This window comes from Epilithonimonas sp. (assembly GCF_056329745.1).
Genome location: NZ_JBWEYV010000005.1, coordinates 65,431 through 89,369, shown reverse-complemented (window position 1 = coordinate 89,369; position 23,939 = coordinate 65,431). Strand labels below are relative to the sequence as shown.

The 23,939-nt window shown below is 38.7% G+C and carries 19 protein-coding genes and 1 riboswitch; of the genes, 4 read left to right on the top strand and 15 right to left on the bottom strand.

All coding sequences use genetic code 11. The annotated features are described in order from the left end of the window. Positions 1–30: 30 nt before the first annotated feature. From AC00Y6_RS05420 to AC00Y6_RS05405, 4 genes are all read right to left on the bottom strand, one after another. A complete protein-coding gene (locus AC00Y6_RS05420; RefSeq protein WP_474489600.1) occupies positions 31–639 on the bottom strand; it encodes a hypothetical protein in 609 nt (202 codons plus the stop codon). A 295-nt stretch (positions 640–934) separates the two neighbouring features. Then, positions 935–2,452: a helix-turn-helix domain-containing protein gene (locus AC00Y6_RS05415; protein ID WP_448843960.1), complete on the bottom strand. Its 1,518-nt coding sequence runs from the start codon at positions 2,450–2,452 to the stop codon at positions 935–937. Positions 2,453–2,905: 453 nt separating this feature from the next. After that, positions 2,906–3,709 carry a hypothetical protein gene (locus tag AC00Y6_RS05410; protein WP_474489599.1) on the bottom strand — a complete coding sequence of 268 codons (804 nt, stop codon included), beginning with the start codon at positions 3,707–3,709 and terminating at the stop codon, positions 2,906–2,908. 3 nt (positions 3,710–3,712) lie between these two features. Beyond that, positions 3,713–4,099 carry a hypothetical protein gene (locus tag AC00Y6_RS05405; RefSeq protein WP_474489598.1) on the bottom strand — a complete coding sequence of 129 codons (387 nt, stop codon included), beginning with the start codon at positions 4,097–4,099 and terminating at the stop codon, positions 3,713–3,715. A gap of 197 nt (positions 4,100–4,296) precedes the next feature. Between AC00Y6_RS05405 and AC00Y6_RS05400 the strand changes: the two genes are divergently transcribed. Continuing rightward, on the top strand, positions 4,297–5,364 hold the full coding sequence (locus tag AC00Y6_RS05400) for a tyrosine-type recombinase/integrase (RefSeq protein WP_474489597.1): 1,068 nt from the start codon (positions 4,297–4,299) through the stop codon (positions 5,362–5,364). Positions 5,365–5,526: 162 nt separating this feature from the next. Here the strand turns inward: AC00Y6_RS05400 and AC00Y6_RS05395 are convergent, their stop codons facing one another. The 4 genes from AC00Y6_RS05395 to AC00Y6_RS05380 form a co-directional block, all read right to left on the bottom strand. Next, positions 5,527–6,039, bottom strand: a complete 513-nt coding sequence (locus tag AC00Y6_RS05395) for a glutathione peroxidase (RefSeq protein ID WP_474489674.1) — start codon at positions 6,037–6,039, stop codon at positions 5,527–5,529. A 162-nt stretch (positions 6,040–6,201) separates the two neighbouring features. Continuing rightward, positions 6,202–7,365, bottom strand: coding sequence for an efflux RND transporter periplasmic adaptor subunit (locus AC00Y6_RS05390; protein WP_474489596.1), 1,164 nt, complete (start codon positions 7,363–7,365; stop codon positions 6,202–6,204). A gap of 42 nt (positions 7,366–7,407) precedes the next feature. Next, a complete protein-coding gene (locus AC00Y6_RS05385) occupies positions 7,408–11,748 on the bottom strand; it encodes a CusA/CzcA family heavy metal efflux RND transporter (protein ID WP_474489595.1) in 4,341 nt (1,446 codons plus the stop codon). Between the two features lie 140 nt (positions 11,749–11,888). Next, positions 11,889–12,269, bottom strand: a complete 381-nt coding sequence (locus AC00Y6_RS05380) for a hypothetical protein (RefSeq protein WP_474489594.1) — start codon at positions 12,267–12,269, stop codon at positions 11,889–11,891. Between the two features lie 155 nt (positions 12,270–12,424). Between AC00Y6_RS05380 and AC00Y6_RS05375 the strand changes: the two genes are divergently transcribed. The 3 genes from AC00Y6_RS05375 (at position 12,425) to AC00Y6_RS05365 (ending at position 13,665) form a co-directional block, all read left to right on the top strand. Beyond that, the gene (locus tag AC00Y6_RS05375) at positions 12,425–13,090 is read left to right on the top strand and encodes a Crp/Fnr family transcriptional regulator (protein ID WP_474489593.1); all 666 of its coding nucleotides are present in this window, start codon (positions 12,425–12,427) and stop codon (positions 13,088–13,090) included. 66 nt (positions 13,091–13,156) lie between these two features. Then, a complete protein-coding gene (locus AC00Y6_RS05370; protein WP_474489592.1) occupies positions 13,157–13,468 on the top strand; it encodes a rhodanese-like domain-containing protein in 312 nt (103 codons plus the stop codon). A gap of 35 nt (positions 13,469–13,503) precedes the next feature. Next, positions 13,504–13,665 (top strand): hypothetical protein, encoded by a 162-nt coding sequence (locus AC00Y6_RS05365; RefSeq protein WP_474489591.1) that lies wholly within the window; start codon positions 13,504–13,506, stop codon positions 13,663–13,665. Here AC00Y6_RS05365 and AC00Y6_RS05360 read toward each other — a convergent pair. From AC00Y6_RS05360 to metE, 7 genes are all read right to left on the bottom strand, one after another. Beyond that, entirely contained in the window at positions 13,655–15,907 is a 2,253-nt protein-coding gene (locus AC00Y6_RS05360) for a DUF5074 domain-containing protein (RefSeq protein WP_474489590.1), read from the bottom strand. The two genes, AC00Y6_RS05365 and AC00Y6_RS05360, sit on opposite strands and share 11 nt — an antisense overlap. A 36-nt stretch (positions 15,908–15,943) precedes the next feature. Further along, a complete protein-coding gene (locus AC00Y6_RS05355; protein WP_474489589.1) occupies positions 15,944–17,131 on the bottom strand; it encodes a cell surface protein in 1,188 nt (395 codons plus the stop codon). A 77-nt stretch (positions 17,132–17,208) separates the two neighbouring features. Beyond that, the gene (locus AC00Y6_RS05350) at positions 17,209–18,345 is read right to left on the bottom strand and encodes a YncE family protein (RefSeq protein ID WP_474489588.1); all 1,137 of its coding nucleotides are present in this window, start codon (positions 18,343–18,345) and stop codon (positions 17,209–17,211) included. Further along, complete coding sequence (locus tag AC00Y6_RS05345) at positions 18,342–20,369, bottom strand: TonB-dependent receptor plug domain-containing protein (protein WP_474489587.1); 2,028 nt, start codon at positions 20,367–20,369, stop codon at positions 18,342–18,344. The genes AC00Y6_RS05350 and AC00Y6_RS05345 overlap by 4 nt, the downstream gene beginning before the upstream one ends. Before the next feature lie 110 nt (positions 20,370–20,479). Next, positions 20,480–20,663: riboswitch (cobalamin riboswitch) on the bottom strand. Positions 20,664–20,777: 114 nt separating this feature from the next. Next, positions 20,778–21,167 (bottom strand): acyl-CoA thioesterase, encoded by a 390-nt coding sequence (locus tag AC00Y6_RS05340; RefSeq protein ID WP_474489586.1) that lies wholly within the window; start codon positions 21,165–21,167, stop codon positions 20,778–20,780. Positions 21,168–21,232: 65 nt separating this feature from the next. After that, a complete protein-coding gene (locus tag AC00Y6_RS05335) occupies positions 21,233–21,475 on the bottom strand; it encodes a cysteine-rich CWC family protein (RefSeq protein ID WP_474489585.1) in 243 nt (80 codons plus the stop codon). A gap of 3 nt (positions 21,476–21,478) precedes the next feature. Continuing rightward, positions 21,479–23,806, bottom strand: coding sequence for a 5-methyltetrahydropteroyltriglutamate--homocysteine S-methyltransferase (gene metE / locus AC00Y6_RS05330; RefSeq protein WP_474489584.1), 2,328 nt, complete (start codon positions 23,804–23,806; stop codon positions 21,479–21,481). Positions 23,807–23,939: the final 133 nt, after the last annotated feature.

Sequence of the window (23,939 nt, the reverse complement as noted above, 5' to 3'; positions counted from 1 at the left end):
TGTTTTAAAATTTGAATTAATTTTTTCTAATTACATACTCGAAATAAATTCAACCACAGGCGGAGGACGAATAGAAAAATAGTTTACACTCCTTTTACTGTTATTTTCATTGTTTATGAAGGGATTAACAGGCGTTTTGCAAACTGTTTTGTTGAAATTAAGAGCGGAATTCTTCTCAAGAATTGCCTTTATCTGTGAATTTGTGTTTGAAACGGCGATATATCCGTTAGCCGAATCCGTTTGGAAAATTGAATTTGATTTTCCGGATACGAAATTGAAATCGGATTTTTTGATAGGTTCCGCAATTTTTCCCGAATCTAATTTCTTTAGTTTGGGAATAAATACAAGATGTTTTTTTGTAGAAGAAGCCTTTTTATGAGATTCTATCAAAACAACTTGTGCAGAAATTGTATTCTTATCAGTACATACAAGTGTATTTTTTGAAACAAAAATCTTCCCAATATTGACCTCTATTTTATCAGTATTTTCTTTGTAAACGTCAATAATAGATGCTCCTTCTGAAATATAAAGTGTAGAACTATTGGCCTGAAATATTTGAGACTGGAAAAAATTGATAACACAAAGAAAAAAGACGATACAGAACTTCTTCCTTATAAAAGGAAAAAACTCAAGTATCATCTTTAAATATATAATCATCATTTGTGCTTAAAGAATCATCGTATTTGATGGCACAAAGAGAATGTATTTTCCTTGGTTTTAAAAGTAAATGTATTTGGCTTTGATGTTTATTCCAAAATATAAAAAATCATTAAATAATTGATTATCAGTATTGTAAAATTGTAAAATGGTATTTTTAATACTTAGGGATTGAAACTAAGACAATTTGAAAAAACAAATAAAAATGAAGACAAAAACGGAATTATTAAAGAAATTTGCAACAAATAGTCGAGTTATTTAAACAGAAAATTCATTACTAATCTGATTCTTTTTCCAAATAACTAATATATTGTGAAGGAGAAATTTTTGTTTTAGCCTTAAAATTTAATGCAAATTGATTGTACGAATTATAACCACACATTTCTGCAAGAGCAGAAATTTTGTATCTGCGATATTGTGGATTATCCTTTAATAATTGAGTGAAATAATCGATTCGTAAATCATTCATATAATTATTAAAATCTTGATTATAGTATTTTTTTAGTAAAAAACTTAAGTTTCTTGGTGTGATATTAAGTTTTGATGCTAATTGGGTTGCTAAAAAGTTTTGAGCTAAAAAGAAATTCTTTTGTTCTAAATTCTTTAGTTGCTTGATAATTTGATCCTCATTTTCAATTTCTCTAAACTCCCCATTAGTTTTTGAAAGAGTTGTTGTTTTAACATTTTTTTTCTGTTCAAGTCTAGCAATAATTTCTTGAAAAGCAGATGTAAGTTTCTTGCGTTTAAGTCTATTATACCAAACTAAAAATATCAAACCTATAATACAAAATAGAATAATAACAAAACTGATACTTGTTTTATTTTTCTCTTCTTGAATCTTATTTTTTGACTTTCTCGTTTCGTATTTTGTTAACTCTTGTGTATTTAAGGTTTCATTATGGGTTATCTTATCTATTTCCTCAACAAAAGATAATTGTTCTTCTGGTGAATCTATCTTTGCTACTAGACGTTCTTTTAAAATAAGTTTTGTTGAAGCAACAGTGTTTTTGATTTTAGACTTCGAATAGGCAGTAGAAAAATAAGTTTTCGCTTGCTCTTTTTTTCCATTTTTTACTGCTAATAGAGCTTTAGCTAATTCATAAATTTCATATAACGATGAGTTTTCCCTTATGGTTACATCACGTATTGTGTTATCTGCTTTTTTTATATTTTTCTCTGCTTCAAAAATATTACCGCATTTCATTTGAGTAAAAGCATTTTGGGCATACACTGCAAAAATGTAATCAGGATCTTTTTTTTGAATGTCTAAAGGTACTAAACTTAAATATTTTATTCTAGCTTCAGAAGCTTTACAATAATCCGCATCAATATCATAGATTTTGGATAGATTATAATAATATTCAGCTTCTTTGAAGGGATTTTTATATTCTTTTTGTAGTTTAATATAGTTTTGCCAAGCATCATTTGATTGTTCAGTAAGACCTGCTCTTCTGTATGACATAACCAAACCATTGATATATGACATTTGTAAACTTATTGAATCAATATTCTTTCCTATTTTCTCGGCTTCTTCATAATAATAGACTGCTTGAATATAAAAACCATTTCTGTACTTCATTCCACCCATAATATAATTGGCGTAAAATTTCTCATTAGAAGTCTGAGCATTTTGAAGAAGGGCTTGTGAATTACTATTATAGTTATTCGAATTTGTATTCAGCAGTTTTTTGTAATACTCAAAATTTTTAGACTTCTTTTCATCTAGTTTTTGTTGACCATAACAGAATGTTGTAAGACAAAGAAATATTAAAAATTTTATTTTTGAGTGATTCATTCTGTAAAAGTATGTACAAAAATAATGAAATTTCAAAGTAAGTGTTTCATAAAAGAATGGAAAATCAGCTCTTTTGCAAAATAGGTTGTTGATTTAGCGTTGGAATTTTGCAAATGTGCTGATGTGCGTTGGCAAAAAAAGGTGCTGGAAAAAAGAATAAATTTTGAGTTGGGAAAGGTTTTGAGTTTTTTCTAAAATTCAGTTCTTTATTTTCAGAAATCTTGATTATTTGACCACTCTGATAGCATTGCATATAACGGAAAAAGTATTGGCGAAGTGCGGGCATTCGAAGAACTTTAGTTCAAGAAAGCCCAAACGAAGCCGATGCTTTTTCAATGGAACTAAATTACAAAAAAATGTGGAATTGAAAAGCAGCGGCGGCAAAAAAGCTGTGGATTATCAATTCAGACTTAAACCCCGCATTTTGCCAATACACTGTTATCTGCAGTATTTTTAATCGTGAATTATACCGAGTAAATACAATATAAAAATTACAGCAATAAAACCAGCTCCTAATGAAATTGCTAAATATTTTTGAGTGTATTTTTTTCTTTTTAATTTTTTAATTTCATTGTCTAAATAATTCGCTTCATTTACAGCACCTAATCCAATTAAAACATATTTGCTTTGTTCAATTTTAGATAAACAAGCATTTGCAAATTCATTTTTGTGATTTTCTCCATCAGACCAGCCAGAACTTTTTAATTCTGCAATTAAATTATTTGCATATTTGAAAACACTTTTTTTATCATCAGGAATTTCAGTAGAAATAATTTCATTTCTTTTATTCTTGAATTCTCTTACCTCTAATTTTCTTTCTTTTTCTTCTTCAATGTTTCCATTTATTTCATTCATTACAGAATTTGTAATAGAACCTAAAGCAAAAGAACCAGCAGATTTTAACAAATTTCCACCAGAAAAATTTGAGGAATTATTTTGTTTTTTTTCTTTTGATTCATTAAAACTATTTTCGCTTCCACTTAAATAAACAGTTGAAGATTGTTTTTGCAAATTATTTTTTGATGGAGAATTTGTATTTGTTTCAGTTTTTGTCGGAACTACATTTGCTGAAACTCTTCCTTTTTCAACTTTAACACCAGGGTAATGTTGTCTGCATAATTCTATTATTGCAACATCTCTGTCACCTCCAATAAATTTTCTAGCTACAATTTCATCGAGTTGAACAGTTTTATTAATATTTATATTTCCATTTAAATATCCAGTTCCTTTAATGGTTACGTTGTAAAGTTTTGACATTTTTTATTTTTTGAATTTAACAATCATTTTTAACACAAATAAAATAATTCCGCCAAATGGAATCAATTTTACAACTGGTTCTAATGCTACAACAGTTTTTTGGGCATCAATATTATTTACAAGAGATGTTAAGAAATATTGATTTGTATTTTGATTTTCGTCTTTGAAATGATATTCATTGGAAGCATTATTTAAAGTCAACAAAGTTGATAGAATTATTTCCGATTGAGGAATCATTGATTCGTTCTGATTAATAAATTCTATTGCTTCCAAATAATCAATTGAAACAATTTTTTCTACAATATTAGTAGTAATTTCTTCATTATTACTAATAGAAGATATGGCGGATTGAATGCCGCTATTTGCAAGAGATTTTAATTTTCCAAACATTGTATTTTAACGGGTTTTTGTGAATATTGCAGATAACACCCAAATATACGAAAGTTTTTAGATATATAAGTAAAAAGTAATGTAAGTGGACAATGTGCAGTATATTAATTGGTTATGAATATTTATAAGTGCGTATATTATATAGAATAGCAATATTTTACTATATTTGTTTGGTAATAATCAATAAGTTTTACGCAATGGTTTTTTCAGACTATCAGTTTTCTTTTGGATCCCATCTTGGTAAAGAGATTATTTTTGTCCGTTTTCCGTATAACCAAAGGTTGATTCATGATCTCAAACAAAGATTTCCCAGTGCGAGATGGAGTCGTACACTTATATGTTGGTATTTGCCAGATTTACCTTCCATCAGAACTGTTTTAAAACTGCCACCTAAAGAATGGGGACAAAGAATATTCGGTAAAATACATCCTATTAATCAATCTGCTTTTCAGCAATATATTGATCAGATGATGCTGAAAGCTTATTCTCCACGAACCATCAAAAATTATTTGTCAGAGTTTGCCCACCTTCTAATTACATTAAAAACTCATCCTGTAGAAGATTTGACGGAACAACGATTAAAAGATTACTTTCTCTATTGTGTTAAAAAAGAAGATATAAAAGAGCGGCATCTAAATACTCGTATTAATGCCATCAAATTTTATTTTGAACAGGTTTTGCACCGGCAGAGGATGTTTTTTGATATCCCAAGACCAAAAACACCAGCCACGCTGCCCAAAATATTAACCAAGGCCGAGATTAAAAAAATATTTGTTAACACCAACAATACCAAACACCTTCTTATGCTAAAGCTATCATATGGCATGGGACTTCGGGTGAGCGAAATCGTTAACCTAAAAGTAGAACATATCAATTCCGAAGATATGCTAGTGCACATTAGTGGCGCGAAGGGTAAAAAAGACCGTTATACCAATCTTCCCGAATCGGTCTTGGAGTTGCTTCGCCAGTATTACGCTGCTTATAGACCAAAAGAATGGTTGTTTGAGGGGCAATATGGCGGGCCTTATTCTGTACGGAGTGTACAGTCCGTTTTCAAAAATGCCATGAGAAAAGCCGGAATCAATAAAACTATCGGTATCCACGGCTTAAGGCACAGTTATGCGTCTCATCTGCTAGATTGTGGTGCTGATATTCGTTTTATTCAGGAACTTCTAGGGCATAATTCTATAAAAACAACACAGATCTATACGCATATCAGCGATGTTAAAAAATCATCTGTAAAAAGCCCTCTAGATTTACTTTGACCTTTCTCTGTTCAAATGCTTTTACTTATTTCAAATATCCGCATAGATTTTCCTACCAGCTTCACCAGCCAACTCATCATTTTTCATTTAAAAATACCTCTGCAGATGATCAGTTGGGCGGCGTAGTAGTATATATTCATCATTCTAAGGATGCAAAATAATTTATTTCAGATATTTGGTAATGCTCTCACTCATCGGATTGGTGGTGCTGATAAAACTGTCAATCACATGCCCGTTCTCATCAAGAAGGATCTTGGTAAAGTTCCAGAGGATCTTTGTGTTTTTTACACCGTTTTCTTTTTTTTCAGTCAGAAATTGATAGATCGGTGCAATATCCTTGCCTTTCACCGAAATTTTGGCCGCCATAGGAAACTGTACACCATAGTTTCTCTGGCAGAATGTAGAGATTTCATGGTTGCTGCCGGGTTCTTGCCCACCAAAGTTGTTGGCAGGAAAGCCCACAACAACCAGCTTGTTTTTATAGGCCTCATAAAGCTTTTCCAGATCCGCATATTGAGGTGTAAAACCACATTCGGATGCGGTATTCACAACAAGGATTTTTTTTCCTTTAAACTGGGAAAAATCTATCGTGGAGCCGTCTAAGGCTTCTACTTTAAAACTGTGAATCGACCGGGCCTGCGCCTGGCTCTTCGTAAATCCGAAAAATGATAGCATAACAATAAATAAGTATTTCATAATAATAATTTAAGATGTCTCAGCGACAACAAAAATACCGCCAATCACCGTTGCGGAATCAAAGTTATGATATCTTTTACAATTAATGCGCATTCTGGATCATAAAGTGCCAATGGCTGTTAGTGGTAAAAACAATGGCTGCTAATCCTCATCCTCTCCAGTGTTCTTAAGTTTCATCAGAAGGGTATAGGCATTTTTTGTTACGATTTTCTTTCCTTTAAATGCCTGATAGTTCAGGATCTCTATATAACCGTTTTCAGAAGTTCCTGTCGTTACAGGCATCATCTTCCAGCTTTGTTTTCCGATGGCTACAAAGACGTAACTTTGACCTTCGAAATCTACCACACTTTCTTCGGGAACGGCATTGGCAAAAGAGGTTTGGGTAGCCACTTCTGCATTCATATACATGCCAGGGATAAGGGTAGGGTCATAGGCTTCAAAATGGCAATGTACATCAGCAATACCGCTGGCATCTACATCTTTACTGGTGAGCAAAATTTCTCCGGCATATTTTTTTGAAGGATCCGTATTGGTATACGCTACGATCCGTTGACCATTTTTCAGCATTTGCAGGTCTTTTTCGTAAACCCTCAGATTCAGGTGAATGTCAGAAGGGTTAATAAGTTCAAAGAGGACATCCGACGCGGTAACATACTTGCCAATGTTCACATTCACCTGGCTTACAAAACCGTTGATGCTGCTGTACACCGGGATGCTCCTCCTGATATTGCCCGCCGAAACCGAAGATGCGTTGATATTCACCAGTTGCAGCTGCTGGGCTATCGAGCTCATCAGGATCTGCTGGCTGGTCATCTCAGACTGGGCCTGCTGCATCACCTTGTCACTGCTAGCCTGGCTCTGGTTCAGCTTCTTCTGGCGGTTATAGTCTAGTTCGGCAAAGTGGTATTTGGATTTGGCCATCAGGTAATCCTGCTGCAACTGGACAAACTGTGGGTTTTCAATAACGGCAATCACCTCGCCTTTAGACACCTTCATCCCCGGCAGCAACGCCGTGCTTTTAAGGTAGCCACCTAATGGAGTACTCACCGAAACCAGATTTTGAGGCGGTACGTCGATTTTTCCGTTCAGTTTCAATACCGTTGAGATGTGCTGCATAGACAACTCCGTCATCTCAATGGGAGCATTGCGCAACTGGGCGGTCGTGAGACTAACTGTAGTGTCATCTTTAGGCTTGGTTTGTGCGGTTGGGTTAGCTCTTTTATCTTCCTTTTTTTGACATTGCAAGGCAGAGAAAAGTGCCAGCAAAAGAAAAATGTAAGGGTAATATATCTTGTTTTTTTTCATTGTATTATAATTAATTAGGGGAATTAATGTTGGGATAGAATACTATGGGAGCGTCAAATATTGGAGCTCAACAGCACTTTCGTTAAGCTTTAGAAGGGCATCCGCATAATTACTTTTAAGGGTGACAGCTTGGTTGATGAGCATCACAAATTCCAAATAGTTGATCTCCCCATTTTGGAACTGCTGTTGAGCTGTCCGCGTGATTACCTCTGCATTTTTAAGTTCAGAGCTTTCATACCGGTTTACGATCTCCATATTGGTTTGATAGGCCTGTTTCAGCTGTTGTTGTCTATTTTTTAGTGCCACGTCGGCATTGCGCCAATCATGTTCGGCAATATTTTCCGCTAATTTGGAGGCATTGATCCTTGCTTTTTGACCACTAGAAAACAGAGGGATACCCACACCCACCATTACCGAATGAAACTGGGGCGTAGCCGTGTAAAGGCGATCATCAGCGCCGGTACCTTTGAAGGAGTTGAGATTATATCCAATTTGTAGCCCTGGTAATAACTTGGACCTCTCTGCTTCAGTTTGTTTTTCAGTAACCGTCCTTTGCTGCTCAAGAACTTTTAACAGAGGATGGGAAGGGGAGTCCTGATCTATAAGGAAGGCTGGAGTATGCTCCGTCGCAACATAGCGGGTTTCGGTGTTCAGCAGCCACTGGAACTGCAGTTCCAGTGTGTTCAGCTCCTGGGCAACCTGCTTTAGCTGAATGTCGATAGCTGATTTTTGGTTGGACGCAGTGGTCTTTTCAAGGATATTGCTTTCGCCAGCTTTCAGCCTCAGGCTGGCTTTATCCAAAAATTGGGTGTATAGTTGCAGCGTTTCATTCAGTAGTTTCATCTTCTGCAGCCAGTACACCATCTGAAAATAATTTTGGCTTACTGCTTTTTTAAGTTCATATTCTTTGAGTGACACATTCAGTTGACTTTTTTTCCACTCCTCGGTGTATAAGTTTTTTTGTTTCTGGTAAACCGTTGGGAAAGCAATAGTTTGGGTAATCCCAAATTTCATATCATTATAAGCACTATTGATTTGACCATATTCCGCGGTAAAGTTGGTTTGAGGGAGATCAGCGGTAGCCGTTTTGATGAGTGCCTTCGCATAGTCTGACCGCAGTTTCTCATTGTTGAGGTTTCGGTTGTTTTGCAGGGCAACACTGATGGCGTCGTTCAGAGAAATAGGAGTTTGTGCCTTCACTATGGTTCCTGAAAGTAGCAGCAAAATTATTATGATAGGTGCGATATATTGATGTTTTGGTTTTTTCATTTTAAATCCATTTTCGATATTAACATATAAAAGAGGCAGCACAAATAGGGTGAGCAGCGTGGCCAGCAGTAGCCCGCCAATCACCACCGTGGCAAGCGGTCGCTGGACTTCGGCGCCGGCACCATTGCTGAGTGCCATAGGAATAAATCCGAGAGACGCTACGGCAGCGGTCATCAGCACAGGGCGCAGGCGGCTTTCCCCACCATCGATAACAATTCTTACGATATTGCGGATGCCGCTTTTGTGCAGGCGGTTAAATTCCGAAATTAGTACTATCCCGTTCAGTACCGCGACGCCAAAAAGAGCAATGAAACCCACAGCGGCACTGATGCTGAAAGGCATCCCACGCAGACTCAGCAGGAAGACTCCTCCAATGATGGACAACGGAATGGCTGTGTAAATCAGAAGACTTTCTTTGATTGATTTGAAGGCCATAAACAACAACACGAATATCAGTGCCAGGGCAAGTGGCACGGCTATCATCAGTCTTTGTTTGGCATTGTTTAGGTTTTCAAAAGAACCACCATAGGTAATCGAGTAGCCGGCAGGAAGCTTGATCCTTTGATCAACTTTTCCCCGCAATTCATCAACGATGCTTTGCACATCGCGGTCTTTGATGTTGAAACCTACAACAATACGGCGCTGGGCATTTTCTCGCTGGATCTGGTTGGGACCCTGTACAACATCCACACTGGCCAGTTGATTGAGTGGGATTTGGTTACCAGATGGGGTTGGAACTAGCAGTTTTCGGATATCATTGATATTTTTTCGGTCATTAGCGTTGAGGCGTACAACCATATCAAAGCGCTTTTCGCCTTCGAAAACCAGTCCGGTACTCTGGCCTGCAAAAGCACTGTTGATGACCCTGTTGATATCCGCCACCGAGAGGTGGTATTGTGCAATCACCGGACGGTTATACTTAACAACCACTTGCGGAAGTCCCGACACGGGTTCTATATAAAGGTTTTGTGTACCTTTTACGGTTTCGATAATCTTGCCGAGTCGGTTTGCGTTTTGTACGAGAGAATCTAGGTTGTCACCAAAGATTTTAATCACCACATCTTGCCTTGCGCCGGTCATCAATTCGTTAAAACGCATGGCTACAGGATACTGGAAACCCACGGTAATGCCGGGTACGTCTTCCAGCGCTTTACTCATTTTATCGGAAAGCTCTGGGAATGTTGTGGCAGAAGTCCATTCTTTTTTGTCCTTCAAAATCACCATCATATCAGAAGCATCCATGGGCATGGGATCCGTGGGAACCTCACCACTACCGATTTTGGTTACCACTTTTTCAACTTCGGGGAAGCGGGTTTTCAAGATATGGGCTGCTTTTTGAGTGCTTTCTATGGTAGTGCTTAGGTTACTGCCAGGCAGTACACGCGTGTCCACGGCAAAATCGCCTTCTTCCAAGGAGGGGATAAACTCACCGCCCATTCTGCTGAGCAGAATAACGGCAGCAATGAAAAGGAGCCCAATAATGCTGAAAATAGTCTTGGGGATGCGCAGCACTTTAAGCAACAATCTTAAATAAAGAGCCTCCACTTTTTTCATCATTTGATCAGACCACGATGGTTTGATGCTTCTTTTTCGCAGCAATACCGAACTCATCATCGGAATGTACGTTAACGACAGCAGAAAGGCGCCAAGCAATGCAAAAGCTACGGTTTCTGCCATGGGGCGGAACATTTTTCCTTCGATTCCTTGCAATGTTAAGATCGGAATATAAACGATTAAAATAATAATTTGTCCGAAAACAGCGCTGTTCATCATTCGGCCGGCAGAGCTTGTCACCAAGCTGTCCATATCATCGTTAGGGATTTGGGTAAGTTGACGGAGCTTTTTGTGGAGCATTATCTGATGAAGTACCGACTCCACAATTATGACGGCCCCATCAATGATAAGCCCAAAATCTAAGGCTCCTAAACTCATCAGGTTACCACTTACCCCAAAAAGGTTCATCATACATATGGCAAACAGCATCGCCAGCGGGATAACAGATGCAACCAATATCCCGGCGCGAATATTTCCTAAAAATATAACCAGTACAAAGACTACAATCAGGGCACCTTCCATCAGGTTGGTTTCTACTGTACTGATGGCGTGGTTTACCATCTTCGTGCGGTCGAGAAAGGGCTCTATCACCACACCTTCGGGCAGTGTTTTTTGTATTTGTGCGACTTTGCTTTTCACGTCTTTGATCACCTGACTGCTATTGGCGCCTTTCAGCATCATAACAATAGCTCCCGAGACTTCGCCTTGATCGTTGTAGGTCATGGCCCCATAACGCGTGGCATAGCCGGTTTTAACCTCGGCTACATCGCGGATAAATAGCGGGACATCATTATTTTTGTTGTTGATGGCTATATTTTCAATGTCCTCAATACTACCTACCAAACCTTCGCTGCGGATATACAGCACCGTAGGTCCCTTTTCAATATAAGCGCCACCGGTGTTCTGGTTGTTGGCATTCAGCGCTTCAAAAACATCATTAATAGTGATACGATAGGCATTGAGTTGATCGGGCTTTACCGAGATCTCATATTGTTTGAGCTTGCCACCAAAACTGCTGACTTCTGCCACACCTTTTACTTGTAGCAGCTGCCGGCGCACAATCCAGTCTTGTATGGTTCGCAGTTCGGTAATGTTATATTTCTGCTCAAAACCTTTTTTAGGGCGCACTACATATTGGTAAATTTCTCCCAAACCGCTGGAGATTGGCCCTAGTTCGGGGGTGCCAATACCTTGTGGGATCTCGTTTTGAACCTGTTGCAATCGCTCTGCTACCTGTTGGCGCGCCCAGTAGACATCGATGCCATCATCAAAAACAATGGTCACCAGCGACAATCCGAAACGTGAAAAACTGCGGATTTCTTTGAGGCCGGCAATGTTGGAGTTGGCCTGCTCAATGGGAAAAGTGACGAGACGTTCGATATCGGTTGCTCCAAATGACGGAGCAATGGTAATAACCTGCACCTGATTGTTTGTAATATCGGGCACGGCATCTATAGGTAATTGGGAAACCTGATAGGAACCGACACCAATTAATCCAAGAATCAGAAGCGCTATAATGAGTTTGTTCTTGACAGAAAACTCAATGATTTTCGTAAGCATAATTAATTCTGTTAATCGTAAAAAAATGAAAAATTGTTTTTGACTCGGCATAATGCACCATACAGACATCCACGCAGCGGCGCAGTGTAATGGGTAATAGTCAAAAACTAAGGATGATTGGAAATCATCAATATCAAATCTTAACAGAACTTGGGAGGCTGCCAGACAGATGAAACGATGTCCCTGTCAGAGAATTCGTCATTATAAGCGGGAATCTTGTGAACGGCAACTGGTAAATGTAAGTTTTTCAAATCGATGCTGTACGGTACATGAAGCGTGAAAACCATCGTTGGCAAATCGTGGTGCGTAATAAACGGCAACTGTTGATCGGTCTGCCAGTCGGCATCTTTTACATGGTGGTCGTAGTGAAGTTTCAGGAAACCGTAAAAACTCATGGCCGGATTGTCCGACTTATGCTCTATAAAATGCTCAATAAGAATGGGCACCTTCAAAAACTGGTATAACTCTGTTGTGGAACAGAGGTATAATGAAAGTAATACAATGGCCAGGCATTTTTTCACAGGGCAAAGATATTAATATATCGGGATTTATGAGTGCTGTCTTGTATTTTTTATAAACGTTCTAAAAAAATTGAGGAGGTATGTCTGCATTATATTAATAAAAGGCCTACATAGGCCAATAAGGAAAACTTCGAAAGCTGGGGATTAATAATGTTATGAACAAAAATTTGCCTAATACATTGGCGATGATGATTGTATCTTTATATTTGAACATGGATATCAGTCAAATATCAGACCCAGAATTTAGAAAAGAAATAGCATCTAATGACCATCTTAAAGTGTTTCCTGCCGGAAGCGTTATATTGGATATCAATGCCTATATCAATTATATTCCTTTGGTGATTTCGGGTAGCATCAAGGTGACGCGGACGGATAAAGACGGGAGAGAAATCCTTCTTTATTATCTAACGCCCGGCGAAAGCTGCATTTCTTCCATTTTATCCGGTCTCACCCGGGGTACATCCAAAGTAAAAGCTGTTGTGGAAGAAGAGGCGGAAATTTTAATGATCTCTCTGAAGCAGGCCAAAGACTGGTTGAAAAAATATCCGGAATGGACCGATTTTATTTTCGGTTTATACCAGCGCAGGTTCGAGGATTTGCTGGGCGTAGTCAACGCCGTTGCATTCCAGAAAGTAGATGCTCGATTGATGCACCTGCTCAATCAAAAAGCCCAATTATATAAATCCAAAACCCTTTCAGTTACCCATCAACAGTTGGCTGACGAATTGGGGATTACACGCGAAGCAGTGAGCCGCGTACTCAAACACATTGAAACCGATGGCCAAATCCAACTTTCCCGAAACAAAATTACCCTATTGTAACTTACATCACTGACCGGCTTTTGTGGCAGCTCTAAATTTGCACTATCAATTTAAAAATCAATTAAAATGTTAGAGGCAATCAAAAACCTGTTCGGGTTGGAAAAAACCGACTATGCCGGACTTATGAAAGAAGGAGCCGTCATCCTGGATGTGAGAAGTAAAAGTGAGTACGCGGGGGGGCATATTCCCAATTCATTAAATATTCCGGTCGATCAACTTCCGCAGAATCTTTCCAGACTGAAAGACAAAAACAAAACCATTATTACCTGCTGTGCGTCCGGAATGCGAAGCGCATCGGCAAAAGCAATCCTGAAAAATAACGGCTACACCAAAGTTTACAACGGAGGTGGATGGATGGGGCTTAACAATAAAATATAGAATAATGGAAGTACATCACTATAAAATATCTGCTGATGTCTTTTTTTGAGAAAAGTAGAAACACAGGAAAAATAAATAAGAAAATAGAAATAAAGCAAACAAGAATTGTACACGCCATTGCTGGCAGTCTTAAACCATCTGAGCAAAAACTTGAAAAAAAAAGCGAGCCGAAAGGCTCGCTTCATGTTATTGTTTGATAAACTTCTGCTGATAGACAGCTTGCTCGGTCTTCACCTGTAGGATATAGGTTCCTTTAGGTAGATGCGTCACATGAATCTGATTATCGTGGCGTGGTGCATCAACTTGTTTCCCGCTGAGGTCATACAATATGATGGCGCTAATCTTATCCTGCGTCCTGATGGTCACAACGTCTGTTGCTGGATTTGGATAGATGCTCAGTTCAGGTTTTTTGTAGTCTGATGTTACGGCCAGCGAAGAAGAAATAACGGTTAAAGTTTTTTCAACTACCTTACCATTGGAGTTAAAACTTAAAACAACATAAGCTGTTCCCGCATCCTTTGGAGTCAGTACTAATTCGTCGTTGGCATTCACTTCCGCAGAAACTGCTGTCTCATTGCTGTTGGATTTTACACTTTTCACAATGGCAGTGGAAAGATTGTCAAGGTCTGATACCAAACTTTTCAAATCAATGGTTTTGGTTTCGTTCAATGTCACTTGTGCAGGAAAAGTAGTGCTTACCAATGGTACTGCATTATCAGGAAAAACAGGCATTGCCTGAAAAAAATAATTTTCATTCAGTTTAATTGATGATTGTAACACTCCTTCTTTACTATGTCGATAGATCTGGTCACTTGTGTAGCTGTTTGTTGTAGTGATGATAAAATCATTCGTTGCTGGATTGATTCTTACGCCGGCGCCATAAATAAATTCATCAGGATCTAGAGGTTGTATATTCAAGTAATCAGTGTTAAAAGTTTTGGAATCAACATCAAATTTTACTAATGTAGAGTCTGCCGACCATCCAATAATTGGAAAGTAGTACAAGGCATTTTCGCTGATGCTTCCAGTTAATGTTCCAGCATTCCAGGCTCCCCAACTTCCGTCATAATCTTTTCCGGAAGGGAGATCGTAACTTGTGGTGGAAAAATCAATAGTATTAATGTTCACCAGCTTTGTACTTTGTATCGCCCAAACACTGCCATCTTTTGCCTGAACGATACTGTTGAAAGCACCTTCAATTGTTTTGATAATCGTATGTGTTTTTGGATTAATAACAAAGATTCCTAAATCTTGTTTAATGGCAAAAACATATTGCGAGGTTCTAATCATATTACCTATTTGCCCATCATACAATTCGCCACCACCTGTGCCGGATATTATATTACCTACAGAAAGATGATCAATATCGAAAAGGTATATACCGTTGGAAGCTCCAATATATCCTGTATGTTCATCTACACCTAAGAAAGACCTGCCATCTCCGCCACCAATATTATCAAAACCCGCTTTTTTAACCAAAGTAACTGCATCTGCGACAACCAATCTTCCACCAGCGTTCGATTCTGAATCTCCTCCGTCACTTTCTTGTTTGGATACTACATAGAGATTTCCTCCGTATATCGTACCAAATTGTGCGGTGGCACCAAATGCCCCATTATTATTAACGGTGGCATAAGGACGGTAAATAACCTCATCGGTATTGGTGATAAAGTTAAGGGAGCCGTTTCGGTGGCCAAACCAATCCTCGTTTATCATAAAATAACCTTGTGTATATTCTACTGGAGGTGTAGAAACAGCGGTGAAGGTCGTCGCAGTTGGAGCTTGTTTAAATTTAACATTAAAATTCCATAGATCCCAAGAACCATCCTTAAGTTTTCTACTGGAAATCCCAAGACCAGAATATGAAAATTTTGCCTGTGCGCTACTTCTTACCCAATAGGACCAATACCCTTCTGTTTTCCATCCCGCCTGCCATCTATCATTGGTATCAATGGCAGAAAAAGAATCAAAATCATAAGTGGAGGTATTTATAACACCATTTTCTGGATAAAACGGATTTGCGAAATCATGGTTTTTGTACAGACCTTTAATCCCTTTACCATCATTGTCAAAACCTAAACCTCCCAATGCGGTTCCCAGTCCCGGTCCAGAGTAATACATTAATGAGTAGAATCTTTTGTCTGCCTTTGCAATAGCTTTTATCATATCTTCTGCCTTCGCTTCTCCATCCCATCTGAATCCCCAGACTAAAGCATCTGGGTTTTTGGAGTCGTTCCACTGAACCACCATAACGGCTCGGTTAGAACCAGTTCCCACCCAATATTGTACATCATCAAATGTAAAATCAGTCGTTTTTTCCTGATTTTCTTGATGAAATTTTCCTTCAAGATCATTTCTAGAAAATCCCTGGACTGTAATCTGTGCATTTGTGATAAATGCAAACAGAAACAGCATCATAAAAAGGTAAATTTTTTTCATTGTTAATTGATTTTAAGAATTATTTGTTTTCGAATATTATTTTAAATATAAATCATATGCGCCTGCCACTTCCGTAGAAACTTCTCCTAACCACCCGGCTTCCTGGTTGATTCCGGTATAGACTTTTACAAAGTCGATCCCCGGAAGCTTAACGTAATTTCCGTTTTTGTCTACTGCCCAAGAGATATCGATATTAGAGGCGTCATCATTATTGGGGGCATTATCTGCATAACCAAAGTCATAGGATCTTCCTACCCAATAATTTCCAGCGCCGTTTTGATCGTAATAATTATCAGCAAGCTTGGTTCCTGTAAAACCATAAGAGGCCTCAGAAATCCATAATGGGTAATAACTTTGTTTGTGATAAGAATTTTTTGTTTTGTAACCTGACTTTCCTTGGTTGTCCTGCCATTGAACGTATTGCGTATTTAACTGCCACGGCATAGTTCCGGGAACAGCAGGCTTACTTTCATTTGGTTTATAATAAGTAATACTGTAATTTTTGACAGTGGTATTTTTAAAATATTCGCTCCCGGCAATTTCATACCACTCGTCCTCATCGGGTTTCCCATTTTTGTTTTTGTCGTAAGCCACTAGGATAATCCCCGGCTCACAACTTCCCGTTCTAGAATGGTTAGCCTGGTCTGCCCAAAATGCATTACCGAGAATTTTAAAATCTCTTCCTGCTAGATTCGGGATGGTATGATCAAACCCAAAAACCACATAACCGCCGTAACCACCCAAAGAAACCATTGTTGAGTTGGAACCCACCAAAGACTGCCGTGCCTTGATAATCATATCTCCAGCACTATTTCCCGTTGCATATTCGGGGATTTCATTGATAAATTGCCCAACTGCCGGGCGGAAATCGAAAACATTGGAAATGTATTTGCTGTAGGGCTTCGCTTCCTTATTGATGATGATTTTGGAGGTGTAAAAAGTGGTTTTCCCGTTATTATCAACTTTTAGCTTTAAAGAATAAGATCTTAAATAGGGGCTGATAAAATCTAAAGCAGAACTTTCAGCGATGATAGAATCATTAATGCTCCACGTTAGTTTTGCATTTCCCGATATTTTCGGAACAATGTTCAGAACTTTTGAACGATCAACCGAATAAGAATCTTGTAAAACTCCGGTTTCTTCATCCCTGTCGCTTTTACACGCAATTATTCCCAACAGAAATAATGAAAATAATGCGATTTTTAAAACGTTACTATTTTTCATAAGTTTAATTAATATAATTCTTTGTTACAATCGTAAAATACTGAATATCAAATTTTAAAATTTTAATCAATAACCACTTATTTATAAAGAAAAACAAAATGCGCGGGAATATTGCCGCCCTCCGTTTTCCATTTGAATTTTCCATTTTTATCAAAGCAATACACAAATCCTGTTGAGACATAATTTCGTGCGTCGGTCATATAAATGTCTTCAGTAATCGGATTCACGGCGATACCATAAGGTGTTTTTATAGCATCAGCATAGTCTTGGTCAATAATTCTTTTGGAAATAATCTGTTCGGTTTTCACATCTATGATGCCAAAGGATTTGGTGTAAGAATGTGTGTTGTAATTAAATTCGTTACCATAGAAGTACAGTTTGCCATTTACAATAGTCATCTCGCTCACAGCCACACCAAAGTTTTTTTTGACAGTTCCAGTTTTGGAATCTAACAGGAAAAGACTCGAGGGTACAGTGTAATAATCTCCCCGGGAGCTGACATATAGATCACCATCATCATCTTTAGCGATATGGTGAAGGTTGATGGCCACATCAATCTTCTTGGTTTCCTTAAAGGTATTTAAATCAACCACAGAAACTGTTCTGTCATAATTCGGGAACCGGTAACCTCCAGAATTGGCAACATAGAGCTGCTGTCCCACAATCGCCATTTCTTCTGGCTGATAACCTACCGTCACTTCTCTTTGGATGGCTAATGATAAGGTGTCGATCTCTACCACCTTGCCAATGGGTGCATTGGGATCCAAGGAAACAGGACCGGCATAGCTGCTGGCATAGGCTTTACCACCTCTGAATGCCAAATAGCGGCAATTCTGAAGCTGGATTGTTTTGATCCTCTTAGCAGTTTTGGCATCTAACACTTCAATTTTGTTGGAGACATTCACTACCACATACATTTTGCTGCCGTAGATTTTGATATCATTACCCACATCGCCAAGCTCTTTTACCACCTCGGGATTAATTTCTGCATAGATATTCCTGTGGTATGTACCAGTGGTATAATCAAAGAAATCTAGCGTACATTTATTGGTGCCCATATTGCCTTCGTTCAGAAGGTAAAAACCTTTAATTGCTGTATTTTCAGGCGGAGTAAGCCCAGCAACGGTTTCTTCTCTCGGGATGATATCATCCGTGCGGCATGAAACCAGAAACAACAGCATTAACGGCAATATGATAGACTTCGTTATTCTCATAAATTAAAACTTAAAATGAGTTTGAAATTTCGGCCTGGCATCGGATAATTAAGAACCACGTCATAATATTGATTCAGGATGTTGTTAGCTTCTAGACTAACCCTAAACTGGTGGTCTTTCCAGTTGATTTTTTTCTGAACCGATAGATCGTGCGTGTACCAAGGTTGTACATAGTTGACCGCGATATTGTTTTGATTAACATCATAACGCTCACCCACGTAAACAAAGCTGTAATTGAAAGACCAGTCTTTATAATCCGACATTAATGAAAAAGTCCCGGAATGCCACGGTGTGTAAGGGATTTGATGTCCAAAATAAGACTCGCCCCGGTCCGTAAAATCCTGGGCGCTTTGGTAGGTATAACTCAATAAAGGCTTTAGTTTTACTTTTCCCAAATCCAGTTCTGCCTGTACATTCACATCTGTCCCGATAATTTCTACCTGCCCCAGGTTAATCATTGTCCATCGGAACATACTGCCGTTCGGGGCAGCGATAATCTTGTCTTTAACTTTGTTAAAGTAACCATCTACTTTGGCATAAAACCCTTTAAAAATAGAGTGGTTGTAAAATTTCTGATACGTGAAACCAAAATTGTATTGCTTGGCATATTCTGGTTTCAGGGCGGTGTTTCCAATAATCGTGTAATACAGATCATTGAAGGTCGGCATCCTGAACATATTTTTATAGAATGCCCTTAAAGTAAAATCTTTGGAAAGCTGATAACTCAAAAAAACAGCAGGTGTCCATTCATTTTTATCTGGCGACTTGGTATTCATTGCCACGTCTTCTGTAACAAAAGTCCCCAATACGCTTCCCAAAAATTTCAGTCGTTTCCATTGGTAAGTTGTCGCCAAAGCGAGTAAAGATGTATATCTTACAGGAAAAGAAAAATTATAAATCCCCGTTCCGTACGCATCCAGGTTATTATACTGGAAATCTGCATTGGCACTCAAATCCCAGTTTGGCGTGATAGAGTAGAGGTTGGAAGAGGAGAGATAAACTTCCCTTTGGATATAAGAATTATCGACACGCAAAACCCTGGAGCTTTTAACGGTGTCCATAAAACGGGTATAATCGTAAGCAAATTTCGCTTTAAACTGTGTTTCTAATTTTGGGAATATTTTTTTTACAAAATTGGCCTGAACAAAATAGTTCTCGTCTCTCATTCGTTGGCCTTTTTCTCCAAATCCGTTATTAACAACAGGTGCAGGAATTCCTCTATCCGAAATATAGCCATATCCACGAACATTCCAGCTGCCGTTGTTCAGTGTGCCATAAAGTGTGGTTTCAAACCGTTTGGCTTTGATATCGGAGTCGAACCTTTTGGCTATCGTATCATTAGCAATTTCGCCATCGGGGTATTTTTTATAGTAACGGTATTTGTAAACGCCGTTACTCTGTATGAATTCTGAACTGAAACTCGCTGAAACCGCTTCCGAAATCTTCTGCTCTAGCCGGAAGGAAGGGTTGAAAAGTTCAATAGAGGAATTTTTAAGCCGTAACGTAAGATTGGTTTTTCGCTTATTTTTAAAAGAAGGAACTTTTGGCTGTAGATAAATCGAACCGGAAGAGCCAAAGTCCTTGGCAGGTTGGAAAATATCAGATTTTTGCCCGTTATACAATGATATGGCCTCCATATCATCCAACGAAAAACGCCCTAAATCTACCAGCCCGTTCTGGGCATTGCCCAACTGTATTCCATCATAGAAAACGCCCACATGCTGGCTGCCCATACTTCTGATATTAATGGTTTTTAGACCGCCAATTCCGCCATAATCTTTGATCTGGATACCCGAGAAATAACGAAGTGCATCGGCAACAGAATGGCTGTTGAGTTTTTGTAATTCTTCACCAGACAAGGTCTGTGCAGGTAGAATTTCTTTAAAATTCTTTTTGTAAACGCTGACCGGGAAAATTTGTCGTTCCTTTATCGTGTCTTTTGACTGGGAAAAACATAAGGATGAAGTGGTCACAAATATTGCAACAACGGCTTTATAAATCCGGAAAAAGAATTGTGTCACCATTAGCTCTGTCGAATAATGATGACGCTAATGGAGATAAGAAAGCAATGACAAAGCGCAATACAGGCTGCACAGAATCATTGTTGTCCTAAGCTTTATTCCACGAAAGCGTCAAACGTTAAAATGGCCTGGCAGGTCTTCTGACTTACTTCATTTTTGAAATCCTTCCCATTAAAAAACAGTGGATATAATTTTCAAAAACCTTTTACGAAGCTTACAGCAGCGGGTCTGTCCCGGATTTTCACCGGATTCCCTTTTAAGTGCTTGTTACGGCGCACCAGATGGCAGCAAATATAGATAAAATAATTGGGATAAAAATCGAGGTATTAAAAGCTGGTCGTTCTTCGCAAGAGACCAATCTTCAACTTTCTGTCTAAGGGATCGTCTTCACCATAATTGTTGCTGATTTTTTTAAAGATGGCAAACGGCAACGGGTTGTTTATTTTCGTCAATGGCCACAAAAGTGAAGTCGCCATGAACTGCTTTTTCGCGGTGCTCCGAGTACATTTGCTCAATAAAAATTTCAACGCTTACTTTCAGGCTTTTTGTCCCGATATGGGTGATACGGCCAATGAGTTCTATAATGGTTCCCGCTGGAATGGGCTTTTTAAAATCGATTTTGTCACTGCTGACGGTAACTACGGTTTGCCGGGTAAATCGCGTGGCGGTGATAAACGCTACCTCATCCATCATCTGCATGGCAGTTCCGCCAAAAAGCGTGTCATAATGATTGGTGGTATTGGGAAATACGGCTTTAAATATCCGGGTTTCTGATTGTTGTATTTTTTCTTCTGTTGTCATTGTTTTTGGGTTTGGATAAACCTCACAGGTTTTCGAGACCTGCGAGGTGATGTTAATAGTAGCGGTTAAGATTTATAAAATAGACCCAAAATGCGCTTCATTTTATCCTGTAATAGCTGCCGGTGATAGACTGCTTTCAGTTCCTTCATGCATTGGGCACAAAGACAGTCCTCGTATTGCAACTGGATAAACTCAAGTTCTTCATGCGTTAGTCGTATAGTGGAACATTGGCAAAGCATAATCGAACCGGCTTTACATTCAAAAGCGGTGTGGCATCTTGGGCAGTATTTTTCTTCGTGTTGAGGCAAATCTTAATGCACTTGATTGTTCAGGTTTTCCGCTTTCACGTAGTGCGACCGCGCTTCCTTTGCCGCGGCAACCATGGCAATCAATGCTTTTTCGGTTTCTTCCCAGTGTCTGGTTTTCAATCCGCAATCAGGATTCACCCAAAGCTGGTCAGCGGGTATTACATGTTCGGCTTTTCTTAACAAATCAGTCATCTCTTCTTGGGACGGGACCCTCGGCGAGTGAATATCATAAACACCAGGACCAATCTCGTTTGGATATTTGAAATCAGCAAAAGCACTTAGTAGTTCCATTTGAGAGCGCGAACATTCAATCGTGATGACATCGGCATCCATATCGGCTATATTTTGGATAATATCATTGAATTCCGAATAACACATGTGTGTATGAATCTGAGTAGAATCTTCCACGCCGCTTGCTGAAATACGGAAACTTTCTACCGCCCATTTCAGATAATTCTGCCATTCTGCTTTTCTAAGTGGCAATCCTTCGCGAATCGCGGGTTCATCGATCTGAATGATTTTGATGCCTGCTTTTTCCAGATCCTCAACTTCATCGCGAATGGCAAAGGCAATTTGCTGGCAGGTTTCTGAGCGCGGCTGGTCATCACGAACGAAAGACCATTGCAGAATTGTAACGGGACCTGTTAACATACCTTTTACCCATTTTTTGGTTTGGGATTGAGCAAATTCAGACCAATAAACCGTCATCGGATTTGGACGGGAAACATCTCCGAAAATAATAGGCGGTTTTACACAACGGCTTCCGTAGCTCTGTACCCAACCGTTTTTTGTAAATGCAAAACCTTCCAATTGTTCACCAAAATATTCCACCATATCATTCCGTTCAAATTCTCCGTGAACCAAAACATCAATACCGATTTCTTCCTGCCAAGCCAAAGTCCGCTTGGTTTCTTCCTTCAGCAATCGGTCGTATTGCTCGGCCGTTAAATCGCCTTTTTTAAATTGGGCACGCCAGCTCCTTACTTCTTTGGTTTGTGGGAAAGATCCAATAGTGGTAGTGGGAAACAGAGGTAATCCCAGGATATTCTGTTGTGCTTTTCTTCTGGAGACAAAAGCATTTTTTCGTTGGGAATCTTTTTCAGTTGAAGATGAAATTCTTTGTTTAACTTTTTCGTTATGAATTAATTTTGAAGTTTTTCTGCTTGCCAACGCTTTTTTGTTTTCTTCAAATTCTTCTAAAATTTGTGAATCAGAAGTTCCATTTGCCAGCTCTTTTAAAACAAAAATTTCCTGCACTTTTTGCTTGGCAAAAGCGAGCCAGTCTTTTATTTCGGAATTTAAAGATGTTTCAAAATCCAGATCGCAAGGCGAATGCAAAAGTGAACAGGATGAGGAAATAAAAATTCGTTCTGAACCCAATTTTTCTTTTGCTTTTTGAATGAATTTTAAAGAATTCTCGAAATCATTTTTCCAGATATTTCTACCATCCACAATTCCGAGTGAAAGACTCAAATTTTCAGGAACGGCATTCAAAACATTGTCCAGTTGATCAGGATTTCTCACCAAATCAATGTGCAAAACATCAATCGGAAGTGATGTTGCCAAACTGATATTATCCTTTAAACCATCGAAATAGGTGGCGATAATGAATTTCAGTTTCGGAAATTTTTGGCGTATTTGATCATACACATACACAAAAGTTTCTCTGGCTTTTTCGGATAAATCTAAAGCAAGAAAAGGCTCATCAAACTGAATGTATTCGGCACCCTGTTCCTGCAACCGGGTCAAAATTTCTAGATAAACTGGTAAAAGGTTTTTTGCTAGGTCTAATCTGTCAAAACCTTCTTCTTTTTCTTTGCCAAGCAATAGATAGGTAACCAACCCAATCAAGACTGGTTTGGCCTGGATACCGGCCTGCCGTGCACCCTCAAATTCGTTGAAAATCTTGTTGGAACTCAGGCTAAATGTCTGATCCTTGTAAAATTCGGGAACGATGTAATGGTAATTGGTATCAAACCATTTGGTCATTTCCATGGCGGTGATGTCTAACCCGTTTTTCTGATACCCTCTTGCCATCGCAAAATACAAATCCATTTCATGTTGGACCTTCACTTCAATGTCGCGATAGCGTTTAGGAATGGCGCCCAGCGTGAGCGTCATATCCAGAACCTGGTCATAATAGGAAAAATCATTGCAGGGGATCAGGTCAATTCCTGCTTCCTTTTGGAGATTCCAGTTGTTGTTACAAATACTTCTTCCCACACCGAGAAGTTCTTCCAGTACAATTTGGCCCGACCAATAGTGCTCGCAGGCTCTTTTGAGTTCTCTTTTGCTACCAATACGCGGATAGCCAAGCAGGTGCGTTTGCATCTTCTTTAAACTTTTAAAAAATTAAACATTAACTCTAAAAGTGCTTTAGAATGCTTCGCAATGCTGACCGATAAAGAGTTGGAAAAAAATGATATACCGAAAAGACACAGTAATCCCATGAAAGGAAAAAGCG